Raw genomic sequence first — 11,964 nt, 5'->3', positions numbered from 1 at the left:
GGGCTATGGTTGCCGTGAGGGGACCACCGGGGGGAGGAAGCGCGGTGGATTTTGGTACGCGGCACAACTTTCCTGGGCGCACTGCTGCGGCAGGGCGCCTCGGTGCTCGCGTCGACGCCGCAGGACCTGCCGTCCGAGGTTGACGATCCCGAACCCGTCGCGGCTGTGCGGCGGATGGGCGCGATGGCCGCCACGGAGGTGGCGCCCCCGACCGATTCCCTGATGATCCGGGCGACGCGGTATGCGGTGTTGTTGCCGCTGGCGTACCGGATCTTGGTGCTGCCGGTCGTCTGGTTGTGGCTGCTGGTGGGTTTCGGCGCGACGCCGGAGCTGACCGCGATCACGTGGGTCGGCATCCTGGCGAACGTCGCCGGTGTGGCGTGGGTGCTGCGTGTCCCCGACCGGCGGGGCCGGTTGACGTGGCGGTTGTTGTGTGGCGACGTGCTGTTCGCGGTGGTGGCTAGCCTGTTGTTCACCATCACCGTGCCGCCCGGGTTGTTCTGGCTCGACGGGTGGATCCCGTTGCTGTACCTCACCGGCACGGTCGCCCTGTGGACGATTTGCCGCGGGATCGTGGCCGGGCTGCTGGTCGCGGCGGTCGGCATCGCGCTGGAAGGCGTCACACTGTGGCTGGGGCCGGTCGCCCAGTTCGGCCGGATCGAGATCGCCGGCCTCGTGGTCGCAGCGGGGATGGTGCTGGTCGCGGTCGCCTGTGGGGTGGGTTTCCTGGTGCTGGTGGGCCTCGCGACACGGCTGGCGCTCGCCATCGGGATGCGGCTGGGTCAGGGCGCCGAGCAGGCGCGGATGGAGCGGACCCTGCATGACACCGTGCTGCAGACCCTGGAAGCGATCGCGTTGACGGATGACGGCCCGGGGCAGCTGGCGCGCGTCCGGGATGTGGCGCGCTCGCAGGCCGGAGCCTTGCGGCGGTCGTTGCGGGCGTCGGATCCGCCGGATGGCCTGGCCGCCGAACTGGCGACGCTGGCCACGGAGATGGCGCGGGAAGGTTTGCGGGCGGAGCTGGCCATCTCGGATGTCGGGGACGATCAACTGTCCGAGGTGCGACGGGTGGCTGTGCGGGAGGCCGCGCGCGAGGCCCTGCGGAACACGATCAAGCACGCTGGGACGCAGGAAGTCGTGGTACGCATGGAAGAACGGGACGGCGGCGTCGCCGTGATCACCCGCGACCACGGTGTCGGCTACGACGAATACACGCGCCCACCAGGTTTCGGCGTGAGCGAGTCGATGAAAGCAAGGCTCGCCGAGGTCGGCGGCTGGTGCCAAATCGAATCCCGCCCAGGCAACGGAACCCGAGTCACCATGTGGGTCCCGAGGTAAAAAGCACCAGCGAACCCCGTCAGGGGCCAACTCACGCGCGCAGCCAGCAAACTCACCGACACCACAAGCAAACACACCCGCGCAACGGGCAAACACACCGAGCCCCCGGAACCCGCCCTCGGCAGCCGAACCCGGCAACAAAAGGCGACCACGAAAGCAGCCCACCCGCACCTCCGCCAACCCCGATAGAAAGCCGCCCTGACGGTTGGCACGTCGTGTCAAGGGTGACCGCGCCAGCGGTCATCGCGATAGCGACGCCGAAGGCGCCCTTTACACGCCGTGCCAACCGTTAGACAATCCGGCATCGGGGTGGGCCCGGCGCAAGGCCGCCAGTCACCCCACCCCAGGCAAATGCCGATTCGCCTTCCGAACCAACGCCGCGAGATCCGGCACCTCAACCACCTCACACCCAGCGCCCCGCAACAACTCCGCCCCCCGCGCGTCCACAAACAGATCCGGCTCACGCCAGGCGAAAACAACCCGCGGAATCCCCGCGTTCACAATGTGCTGCGTGCACGTAACCGGCCGAGAAGCCCGCGCGCTACACGGCTCCAGCGAACTGTAAATCGTCGCCCCGGCCAACCGGGGATCGTCGCCGTCCAGCTTCGCCAGGGCCGATTCCTCAGCGTGGTCATGCGGGTCGTGTTCGCCCGAATAGCCGGTCGCGATCACTTCCCCGGCGGCGTCGGTGATCACGGCTCCGACCCGGAACGTCGTGGACGGCGGGCAAAGATCCGCCAGCGCCACGGCTTCCCGCAACCGCCGGTAGTCCACCGCCGCCTGGCCGGTCAGGTACCGCAGCAGCACGACATCCTCGAGCTGCCGGGTCTCGACGAGCAGCATCCGGCCCTGCGGGAAGCGTCCGGAGCCCACGAACCGGGGCGCGTCCGGCTCGCCGACGAAGAACGGCGCCACCACCAGGTGCAGCTCGTCGACCAGATCCTCGGTGAAGAACAGCGTGTGGACGGCACTCCCGCCCTCCACCATCAGGCGCCCGATCCCGCGCGCCGCCAGATCCGCCAGCATGCGATGCGGGTCGAGCGGGTCCCCGGCGTCGACGACAACAGCAAGTCCGTCCAGCGACGCGGCCAGAGACGGCACGACCGGTGACGCCGCATAAACGAGTTTCGCGACATCACCGGTCGTGAAGAACTTCGCATCAGGGTCGAGCTTGCCGCTGGTGGTCAGCGTGACCTTGACGGGATCCGGCCCGGACCGCGTCCGCAGCCGGGGGTTGTCGGTCCGGATGGTGTTCGCGCCGACCAGGATCGCGTCCGCGCCGGCGCGGACCTGGTCGACGCGGTCGAAATCCGCCGGGCTCGACAACAGCAACCGTTCGGGGCTGGTGTCGTCGAGGAAACCGTCGAGCGACACCGCCGCCGAGGCCAGGACATAGGGACGCACCCCGTCACTGTCCCACAGGCATCAGACCCCGGCGTTCTGCCGGATCCACGAGCGGCTGGCCGACACCTTCGCGTAGTTCTGCGTGCCGTTGGTCTGCGAGCCGGTGTTGTTGCCCGTCGAGCACACCCCGACCTGCACGCCGCCGGACAGCTCCGGCCCGCCCGAGTCGCCGTGCCACGCCGAGCCGTTGATCCCGCGGCTCGCGATGGCCGGACCGCCGAACGCGTCCGTGCTGGTGCCGGTGACCTGGACGTTCGCGGTCTTGAGCGTGCTCGACGGCGGGTTGGTGCCCTGGGTGCGGCCCCAGCCGTAGATCTGGTTGGTGCTGCCGGTCGCCGGGTCGCTGGTGGCCAGCTGCATGTACGTGGTGTTCACCGGGGTGGCCAGGTGCAGCAGCGCGATGTCGCCGTTCGGCGAGGCGAGCTGGCGGTCGACATCGGCATCGGTGCCCTGCTGCAGGGTCACGCTGCCGACCTTGACGTGCATGCCGGGGCTGTTGAGGCAGTGCTGCGCGGTGAGCACCCACTGCGCGGCGATGATCGTGCCCGAGCATTCGAACCCGCCGAAGGACGTGGCGTCGTCCCAGTAGACCTGGGCACCCCACGGCGCGCTGCTCACCGTGCCGCCGCCGATGATCAGTGGCGTCGCGGCTTCCGCGGTCAGGGTTCCCGCGCCGACGAGCAGGGCGGCGGCGGCGAGAACGGCACCGGACTTTCGCATCAGAGCACCTCCGGGGTGTGGGGCAGGTCCTCGAAAACTATTCACGGGAGGAGTTGCCCTGATACCTACGGAAGTCGGGAAAAATGGTCAGTGCGCGGTGGCCAGCGGCAGCGTGTGCCGGACGGACGCTTCGTGGCGCCCGTACAGCGGAACCACCGGAACATCGAGATCCGCGCTGTTCGGCGGCCGCCGCGTGCCCTGGTACTTCACGACGCGAATCGTCACGTCCTCGTGCAGGCGACCGAGCTGCGTGCGGCGTAACTGGTACGAGACGACGGTGAACGCAGCACCGCGGGCCGACGCCGAGAAAGCGCTTTCAAGACTCGACTTCGGGGTGAAGCAGGACTGCGTCGTACCCGCCGCCGACCACGACCGCCAGCCGTCCACCACGGCGCTCGGCCGGTGCCTGCGCGCGAGCAGATCCCCTTTCACGCCGAGGATTTCCCGCAATTCGGCGGCGAGGTCACCGGCTTCGAGGACGGTCGCGGTGACGCCCGTTTCGGCGAGTTGGCCGGCGATGCCGAGCGCCGCACGCACGATCGCCCGGTGTTCGCCGAGCTCGCCGGTACCACGGGCCAGCGCGGCCAGCGGTGCCTCCGCGGGCCGGTACCGCACGGCGATCAGGTAGACCCGGCGCGCCCCCTCGGTGCGCGCCAGGAGCTGGGCCCCAGCCAGCGGGATGTCCGCGTTGTCGCACGCTTCGCGCAGCACGGCGGTCAGTTTCGCCAGGTCCGGCTCGTCGCCCGGCGCGAGCCGGAGCACGGCGGTCCACCCGCCGTCGATGCCCACGACGCCGAACGAGTTCCCGGCGCGGTCGTGGTGCTGGCGCAGCCGGAAGTCCGGGGCGAGCACCAGCAACGGGTCATCGCCGAGCCGCCGGTCGTCGTGCTGCAGCAGCCGGTACCGCACCCACACGAACACCCAGTCCGCCAGGTACAGTCCGGCGACCCGGACCGACGTGGCGCCGATGAGCAGCGCGGCCAGCAGGACGACGATGGCGCCGCGGTCCACGAGCACGGCGGTTAGGGCGATCGCCCACACGATGATCTGGGCGGGACGTACCGGCAGCACGGCGGTAAAGCCGTGCGGCCCTGGCAAAGTGCGGATCCATGCACCGGCCGCGGTCACGTTCGACGCCTCTCGTTGATGCCTGGGACAGAATAGTCAAGTTCGTCACGTTTTCCTGCCGGTAGAAATAGCCACAGGGCAGGTCGATGCGGGAGAATCACTGGGTCAGCGGGGGGCCGCCGACGCGATGAGGAGGAGCGCGCGCATGAGCGATCTTGCGAGCGAATCGGTCAACACGGCGCGGATCCGGGTGAGCGTGGTCGAGGACCACCCGTTGTACCGGTCCGCGGTGGCCCGGGTACTGAGCGAGGCGGCGGACATCGAACTGGGCGCGGTCGCGGATTCGGTGCCACGGCTCGCCGCGGCGCGCGAGCCCGCGGGCTCGGTGGTGGTGCTCGACCTGAAGCTGCGTGGTGTCACGGACGCGGCCGCCGTGCAGAAAGTCGTCACGATGGGGTACCTGGTCCTCGTGGTGTCCGCGCACGCCGGACAGGAGGAGGTGCTCGGCGCGATCTCCGCCGGTGCCCGCGGGTACCTGTCCAAGGACGCCGACGGCGCCGACATCCTGCGTGCGGTCCGGGAGATCGCGGCCGGCAACACCTATGTCTCGCCCGCGCTCGCTTCGTTCCTGCTGAACTCGACGCGCGGGGTGAAAGCCCTGCTGTCCGACCGTGAGCGGCAGGTGCTGTCACTGGTCGCGGCGGGCGAGCGGGACACCGACATCGCCGAGGCGATGTCGATCAGTGTCCGCACCGTCCGGTCCTACCTCGAACGCATCCGGGACAAGACGGGCCGCCGGCGCAGGCCGGAGCTGACCCGGCTCGCCATCGAGGAGGGAATCTCCTAGACGGCCACCGCGGCGGGGGCCTGGGCGCCCCAGCGGAGGTGGATGCCCTCGCCGCGCAGCACGCGCCGGAACCACCACAGCGACACGACGATCGCCAGACCGACGATGCTCCACGTGCCGGCCGTCGACACCAGCAGGAAGTTGCCGACGCTCTCGCGGGCCAGTATCCACAGGGTCGTCACACCGTTGGTGAGAAACACCACGGCCCACAACAGCGATAACCGGCGGAAGATCTGAACGACGCGCGGATGCTCACTGAACGCGGCGGGGAACGCGCAGAAATCGTCGGCCAGCTTCGCGATGAACGGGCGGCCGAACGGAAGCGAGGCGATCATCACGAAGGCGATCAGGAAGTTCTGCAGGGTGGGCTGCAGAAAGTAGAGGAAGACGCTGCCGGTGGCGAGCCCGAGGGCGGTGCGCGCGACCAGCAGGACGGTCGTCAGCACGAGGATCGCGGGGATCGGCTGGCGCAACACGATACGGCGGCCCAGCGCGAGCACGGACCACGACAGCGCGGCGATGATACCGCCGTCGAAGCTGACGAACGTGAGCAAAAGGTAGAAGAGGCCGAGCGGGACGACCGTCGATTCGAGCAGGTTCTTGGCGCCCTGGCGCAGCGTGGCACCGAGGGCGGGCAGGTGGATCGTCAGGTGCGGGGGCATCGAACTCGCAGTCTCTTTTCGTGCCGGGGGGAGCACGGGGCGGGGCGGCGGGTGGAGCCGCCAAATGTACTCGGTGACCCTGTGAAGTCAGGGTCGGGTCTCGATAACACTCCGGGAAATTTCCGGATCCGGGAAGAGACCGCAGGTGGTGGGATGTTGTGTGAAGGGGAGGTGAGCCGATGACCGCGGAGTGGGACAGCCTGGCGGTGGCGGTGCCGGCGGCAGTGGTCGGCGCGGCACTGATGGGCCTCGCGTCGGCCGCGCAGGCGAAGGCCACCAAGGAAGTGCCACAGGGCAAGACCCTGGATCCCGGCCTCCTGGTCAAACTGGCACACCGGCCGTTGTGGCTGGTCGGCATCGTGGCGACGATCGGCGGCCTGCTGTTGCAGGTGCTGGCGCTCGGTTTCGGGCCGCTGATGCTGGTGCAGCCGTTGCTGGTCACGGCTTTGCCGTTCGCGGCGGCGTTCTCCGCATGGCTCAGCCACCGGCATGCCGACCGGGTGGTCGTGCTCGGCGCGCTGGTCTGTGTGGCCGGGCTTTCCGGTTTCCTGGCACTCGCTCAACCGACCGGGGGGTCGAACGAGCTGGTGAGCGACGTGGGGCCGCTCGCCGTGGTGCTGGGGATGGTCGCGTTGCTCGGGCTCGGGCTCTCGACGGTGCTGCGGGGCGCCGGCCGGGTGCTCGGGCTCGCGCTCGCGACGGGCGTCTTCTACGGCGTCACGGCGGGGCTGATGAAGGTGGTCGCGGGGCAGCTGCGGGAGGGCGCGGGGGTGCCGTTCACGCACTGGGCGCTGTACGTCGTGTGCGTCATCGGGCCGATCGGGTTCCTGTTGTCGCAGAACACGTTCCAGCAGGGGCGGGCGATGTCGCCGGCGCTCGCGGTGATCACCACGATCGATCCGCTGGTGGGGGTCGCGATCGGGATCGGGTGGATGGGCGAGTCGGCGGCGACCGGCGCGGGGGTGCTCGCGGGGGAACTGATGGCGGCCGCGGTGATCGTGGCGGGGATCGCGATCCTCGCCTACCGCAGTAACCACCTCGTGGCGCCGCAAGCTAGCCCAGCCGGCGGTTCGCGAGTGCACCCGTCGCAACCCGTGCCTTCTCAGTGACCTCCGGGTCCACGTCCACTACGACGAGTTCGGGCCCTGCGCCCAGCTTCGCGTGCACCTTGCCGAACCCGTCGGAGACCGTCGAGTAGCCGATGCCGGTGGGCGCCTTGGGATTGACGCGGGTGCCGGTCGCCGCCGGGTCGGCCTGGCCGCAGCCCAGCACCCAGCAGCCGGAGTCGAGGGCCCGGGCGCGGACCAGCACGTCCCACTGCTCGCGCTTGCCTTCGCCGGCGCCCCAGGACGTCGGCACGACGATGGCGGACGCGCCGTCGTCGGCGAGGCGGCGGAACAGTTCCGGGAAGCGGATGTCGTAGCAGGTGGCGAAACCGAGCGTGACGCCGTCGACGCTCGTCGTGACGAGGTCGGTGCCGGGCGCCACGGTGTCGGACTCGCGGAAGCCGAACGCGTCGTACAGGTGGATCTTGTCGTAGCCGAGGTGCCGGCCGAGCCCGGTGACGAGGAGCGTGTTGCGCACACGGTCGTCGTCGGACGGCGTGAACATGCCCGCGACGACCAGCACGTCGTGTTCGGCGGCGATCGCGGACACCGACTTCGCCCACGGCCCGTCGATCGGTTCGGCCAGCGGCTTGAGGGAGATCCCGAAGCGGACCATCGCGGCCTCGGGGAAAACCACGACCTGCGCGCCGCGGCCGGCGGCCCTGGCCACCTCGCCACGAATCAGCTCCAGGTTTTCCGCCGGGTCCTCGCTCGAAGTGACCTGGCACAAGCCGATCCGCAGCACCGCTACCTCCCTGGTCACCGGCGGGCTCCCCCTCCGTACCCTAGACCCATGTTGAACCGCACCGACCTGCGTGGAAAGGCCCCGTCCGCCGCCGAGCTGCGTGCCACGCTGCCGCGCGCCGAGATCGACGTGGACGCGGCCCTGCATCAGGTTCGGCCGGTGGTGGAAGCGGTGCGTGACCGTGGGGTCGAGGCTGTGCTCGAGTACACGGAGAAGTTCGACCGCGTCCGCCCGTCCTCGGTGCGGGTGCCCGCTTCGGCTCTGGCGCAAACGTTGGCGGAGCTCGACCCGGCCGTGCGCGCCGCGCTGGAGGAGTCCGTCGCCCGCGCCCGCGCGGTGCACGCCGACCAGCGCCGCACCGACGTCACCACGAAGGTGACCGAGGGCGGCACCGTCACCGAGCGCTGGGTGCCGGTCGAGCGGGTTGGGCTGTACGCGCCGGGCGGGCTGGCCGTCTACCCGTCGAGTGTGGTGATGAACGTCGTCCCGGCGCAGGCCGCGGGCGTCGGCTCGCTCGTACTGTGCACGCCGCCGCAGGCGGAGTTCGGCGGCAGCCCGCACCCGACGACGCTGGCGGCCGCCGCGCTGCTGGGCGTGGACGAGGTGTGGGCGGTCGGCGGCGCGCAGGCCGTGGCGCTGCTCGCGTACGGCGGCACGGACACCGACGGTACTGCCCTGGTGCCGGTCGACCTGGTGACCGGGCCCGGCAACATCTACCTGACCGCGGCCAAGCGCATGCTGCGCGGGCTGATCGGCATCGACTCCGAGGCGGGCCCGACGGAGATCGCGATCCTCGCGGACGAGACCGCCGACGCCGGGCACGTCGCCGCGGACCTGATCAGCCAGGCCGAGCACGACACGCTGGCCGCGAGCGTGCTCGTGACCTCGTCGGTCGAGCTGGCGGACGCGGTTGACGCCGAACTGGCCGTACGAGTGAAGGCGACCAAGCACACCGAGCGCGTCACGGAAGCTTTGACGGGCAGGCAGTCCGGCACCGTGCTGGTGTCCACTGTGGACGATGGCTTGCGGGTGGTGGACGCGTACGCCGCCGAGCACCTGGAGATCCAGACGGCGGACGCGCGTGCCGTCGCCGCCCGCGTGCGCAACGCGGGCGCGGTGTTCGTCGGCCCGTACGCGCCGGTTTCGCTCGGCGACTACTGCGCCGGATCGAACCACGTGCTGCCGACCGGCGGGTTCGCCCGGCACTCGTCGGGCCTGTCCGTGCAGAGCTTCCTGCGGGGCATCCACGTCATCGACTACAGCGAGGACGCGCTGCGCGAGGTCGCGGACAAGGTCGTCGCGCTCGCAGGAGCCGAAGACCTGCCCGCCCACGGCGAGGCCGTGACCGCCCGATTTTCCGGAGGAGCCCGGTGACCGGCGACGACGTGACGCTGGCGGACCTGCCGCTGCGCGAGGACCTGCGGGGCAGCAGCCCCTACGGCGCCCCGCAGCTGGACGTACCGATCCGGCTCAACACCAACGAAAACCCGTACCCGCCGCCACAGTCGCTTGTGGACGATGTCACCGCGGCGGTCCGCGAGGTGGCCGCGGGCCTGCACCGGTACCCCGACCGCAATGCGGTCGCGCTGCGGCAGGACCTCGCCGACTACCTGTCGGTGTCCACCGGCGTGCTGCTGTCCGAGCGGAACCTGTGGGCTGCCAACGGATCCAACGAGGTGCTGCAGCAGATCCTGCAGGCCTTCGGCGGTCCCGGCCGCACAGCGCTGGGCTTCGAGCCGTCGTACTCGATGCACCCGATCATCGCGGCCGGCACGCGGACCGAATGGGCGCCGACGCCGCGTCGTGACGACTTCACTCTGGACACCTTGCGAGCCGCGGAGATCGTCGCCGAGCGCCGCCCCGACGTGGTGTTCGTGACGAGCCCGAACAACCCGACCGGCGGCTCGATCCCGTTGGCGGAACTGGAATCGGTGCTGCGTGCGGCGCCGGGCATCGTCGTGGTGGACGAGGCGTACGCGGAGTTCTCGTCGCAGCCGAGCGCGGTCGAGCTGCTGGATTCCTTCCCCGCCAAGTTGATCGTTTCGCGCACGATGAGCAAGGCGTTCGCCTTCGCCGGCGGCCGGCTCGGCTACCTGGCCGCGGCGCCCGCGGTCGTCGACGCGCTGCAGCTCGTCCGGTTGCCGTACCACCTGTCGCTGCTGACCCAGGCCGCCGCGCGCGCCGCGCTCCGGCACGCGGACGCGACGCTCGCCTCGGTGGCGAAGCTGGCCGCCGAGCGCGAACGGGTCGTGGAAGACTTGCGGGGCCTGGGTTTCACCACTGTGCCCAGCGACGCCAACTTCGTCCTCTTCGGACGGTTTACCGACGCGAGGGCGAGTTGGCAGTCCTATGTGGACAACGGTGTGCTGATCCGGGACGTCGGCATCGAGGGGCACCTGCGGGTGACCATCGGCACCCCAGAGGAGAACGACGCGTTCCTCGCGGCGAGCAAGGAGGTTCCCCGGTGACACGGGTCGGCAAGATTTCCAGGACCACCAAGGAGTCCTCGATCTCGGTCGTGCTCGACCTGGACGGCACGGGCCAGGTGGAGATCGCCACCGGGGTGCCGTTCTACGACCACATGCTGACGGCGTTCGGTGTGCACGGCTCGCTGGACCTGCAGGTCCAGGCGGAAGGTGACGTGCACATCGACGCGCACCACACGGTCGAGGACACCGCGATCGTGCTGGGGCAGGCGATCCGGCAGGCGCTGGGTGACAAGAAGGGCATCCGCCGGTTCGGCGACGCGTGGATCCCGATGGACGAAACCCTTGCCCACGCGGCGATCGACGTGTCCGGCCGCCCGTACTGTGTCCACTTGGGAGAGCCGCCGGAGTTCACCACCTTCACGATCGGCGGGAACTATCCGTTCGTGCTGACCCGGCACGTGTTCGACTCGCTGTCGTTCCACGCGCAGCTGGCGTTGCACGTGCGGGTGCTACACGGCCGGGATCCGCACCACATCGCCGAGGCGCAGTACAAGGCCGTCGCCCGCGCGCTGCGCGCGGCGACCGAACCGGACCCCCGCGCGGGCGGGATCCCTTCGACCAAGGGCGTGCTGTGAGCAAAGAGATCGTCGGGATCCTGCTGCTGGCGGTCGCGGGCTTCCTGGCCGGCGGCGTTTACAGCACCTACAAGACCGCGAAAGGGCTGGCGATCGTCCTGCTCGTCGCGGCCCTGATCGCGCTCGGCGGCGGGATCGTCTGGTTCGTCAGCTGACGGTCCACACGCCGGTGGCCGCGGTTTCCCTTGCGTAGTCGCCGAAATCGCGAGACTCGCGGCCCAGTGCGCGTCGCACACCATCGGTGACGGACGCATTGCGGCCGTCCAGCACTTCGGTGAACAGGTAGGACAGCAGCTGGACCACGTCCGCGGGGACCTCGTACTCGGTCAGCATCGACCTGTACTCGTCGATCGACACGGGCTTGAACCGGATCGTGCGACCGGTCGCCGCCGCGATTTCCGCGACCGCGCCGGCAAAACTGAGCAGCCGGGGACCGGTCAGTTCGTAGAGCCGGCCCGCGTGGCCGTCTTCGGTCAGCGCGGCGACCGCGACGTCCGCGATGTCGTCGGCGTCGACGAACGGCTCCGGCGTGTCGCCGACCGGGAGCACGACTTCCCCGCCGAGCACGGGATCCAGCAGGTAGCCCTCGCTGAAGTTCTGGTTGAACCAGCTGCACCGCAAGACAGTCGTATCCGGGGCGACTTCTCGTACGGCCTCTTCGGCAAGCTGTGCCTCGGGTTCACCCCGGCCGGACAGCAGGACGAGTTTCCGAATCCCATGGGAGACCGCGACTTCCGCGAACGAACGTACCGTTGCGGCGGCTCCGGGAACGGCCACGTCGGGGTAAAACGACAGGTATGCCGCGGTCGCGCCGTGCACCGCGGGCACCCACGTTTGCTTGTCCGCCCAGTCGAAGGGCGGCTTGCCATCACGAGATCCGACGCGCACGGGCACGCCGAGTGCGGCCAGTCGCTCGGCCACCCGTCGTCCGGTTTTGCCTGTGCCACCAAGGATCAGAGTCAGGTTGTCATTCGTCATACCTGGAATTGAAGCGGACCGCGGTGAGACTT

At 69.9% G+C, this 11,964-nt stretch carries 13 protein-coding genes; 7 read left to right on the top strand and 6 right to left on the bottom strand.

What is annotated here, in order from left to right:
• Positions 1 to 51 precede the first annotated feature (51 nt).
• Positions 52 to 1,338 carry a sensor histidine kinase gene (locus LOZ83_RS03975; RefSeq protein WP_236788801.1) on the top strand — a complete coding sequence of 429 codons (1,287 nt, stop codon included), beginning with the start codon at positions 52 to 54 and terminating at the stop codon, positions 1,336 to 1,338.
• 333 nt (positions 1,339 to 1,671) lie between these two features.
• Here LOZ83_RS03975 and LOZ83_RS03970 read toward each other — a convergent pair whose 3' ends face one another.
• From LOZ83_RS03970 to LOZ83_RS03960, 3 genes are all read right to left on the bottom strand, one after another.
• Positions 1,672 to 2,742, bottom strand: a complete 1,071-nt coding sequence (locus tag LOZ83_RS03970) for a dihydrofolate reductase family protein (protein ID WP_236788800.1) — start codon at positions 2,740 to 2,742, stop codon at positions 1,672 to 1,674.
• 21 nt (positions 2,743 to 2,763) lie between these two features.
• Entirely contained in the window at positions 2,764 to 3,462 is a 699-nt protein-coding gene (locus tag LOZ83_RS03965) for a trypsin-like serine protease (protein ID WP_236788799.1), read from the bottom strand.
• A gap of 87 nt (positions 3,463 to 3,549) precedes the next feature.
• The gene (locus tag LOZ83_RS03960) at positions 3,550 to 4,590 is read right to left on the bottom strand and encodes a type VII secretion protein EccE (RefSeq protein ID WP_236788798.1); all 1,041 of its coding nucleotides are present in this window, start codon (positions 4,588 to 4,590) and stop codon (positions 3,550 to 3,552) included.
• Between the two features lie 145 nt (positions 4,591 to 4,735).
• On the opposite strand from LOZ83_RS03960, the gene LOZ83_RS03955 reads away from it, so the two are divergent.
• Positions 4,736 to 5,377: a response regulator transcription factor gene (locus LOZ83_RS03955; protein WP_236788797.1), complete on the top strand. Its 642-nt coding sequence runs from the start codon at positions 4,736 to 4,738 to the stop codon at positions 5,375 to 5,377.
• Here LOZ83_RS03955 and LOZ83_RS03950 read toward each other — a convergent pair.
• On the bottom strand, positions 5,374 to 6,039 hold the full coding sequence (locus LOZ83_RS03950) for a VC0807 family protein (protein ID WP_236788796.1): 666 nt from the start codon (positions 6,037 to 6,039) through the stop codon (positions 5,374 to 5,376). The genes LOZ83_RS03955 and LOZ83_RS03950 overlap by 4 nt on opposite strands.
• A gap of 179 nt (positions 6,040 to 6,218) precedes the next feature.
• On the opposite strand from LOZ83_RS03950, the gene LOZ83_RS03945 reads away from it, so the two are divergent.
• A complete protein-coding gene (locus LOZ83_RS03945; RefSeq protein ID WP_236788795.1) occupies positions 6,219 to 7,148 on the top strand; it encodes a DMT family transporter in 930 nt (309 codons plus the stop codon).
• Here LOZ83_RS03945 and LOZ83_RS03940 read toward each other — a convergent pair.
• Positions 7,093 to 7,890: a carbon-nitrogen hydrolase family protein gene (locus LOZ83_RS03940; protein ID WP_236789432.1), complete on the bottom strand. Its 798-nt coding sequence runs from the start codon at positions 7,888 to 7,890 to the stop codon at positions 7,093 to 7,095. The two genes, LOZ83_RS03945 and LOZ83_RS03940, sit on opposite strands and share 56 nt — an antisense overlap.
• 48 nt (positions 7,891 to 7,938) lie before the next feature.
• On the opposite strand from LOZ83_RS03940, the gene hisD reads away from it, so the two are divergent.
• Genes hisD through LOZ83_RS03920 form a run of 4 tightly spaced genes read left to right on the top strand, consistent with a single transcriptional unit; the run spans position 7,939 to position 11,109 of the window.
• A complete protein-coding gene (gene hisD / locus LOZ83_RS03935; protein WP_236788794.1) occupies positions 7,939 to 9,264 on the top strand; it encodes a histidinol dehydrogenase in 1,326 nt (441 codons plus the stop codon).
• On the top strand, positions 9,261 to 10,358 hold the full coding sequence (locus LOZ83_RS03930; protein ID WP_236788793.1) for a histidinol-phosphate transaminase: 1,098 nt from the start codon (positions 9,261 to 9,263) through the stop codon (positions 10,356 to 10,358). The genes hisD and LOZ83_RS03930 overlap by 4 nt, the downstream gene beginning before the upstream one ends.
• Complete coding sequence (gene hisB / locus LOZ83_RS03925) at positions 10,355 to 10,954, top strand: imidazoleglycerol-phosphate dehydratase HisB (protein WP_236788792.1); 600 nt, start codon at positions 10,355 to 10,357, stop codon at positions 10,952 to 10,954. Before LOZ83_RS03930 ends, hisB begins: the two co-directional genes overlap by 4 nt.
• On the top strand, positions 10,951 to 11,109 hold the full coding sequence (locus LOZ83_RS03920; protein WP_236788791.1) for a hypothetical protein: 159 nt from the start codon (positions 10,951 to 10,953) through the stop codon (positions 11,107 to 11,109). Before hisB ends, LOZ83_RS03920 begins: the two co-directional genes overlap by 4 nt.
• Here LOZ83_RS03920 and LOZ83_RS03915 read toward each other — a convergent pair.
• Positions 11,102 to 11,932 carry an NmrA family transcriptional regulator gene (locus tag LOZ83_RS03915; RefSeq protein ID WP_236788790.1) on the bottom strand — a complete coding sequence of 277 codons (831 nt, stop codon included), beginning with the start codon at positions 11,930 to 11,932 and terminating at the stop codon, positions 11,102 to 11,104. The two genes, LOZ83_RS03920 and LOZ83_RS03915, sit on opposite strands and share 8 nt — an antisense overlap.
• Between the last annotated feature and the right edge of the window lie 32 nt (positions 11,933 to 11,964).

It is taken from the genome of Amycolatopsis sp. GM8, from assembly GCF_021653975.1.
In the GTDB taxonomy this organism is placed as follows: Bacteria; Actinomycetota; Actinomycetes; order Mycobacteriales; family Pseudonocardiaceae; genus Amycolatopsis_E.
This window is presented reverse-complemented; position numbering and strand designations above follow the sequence as displayed.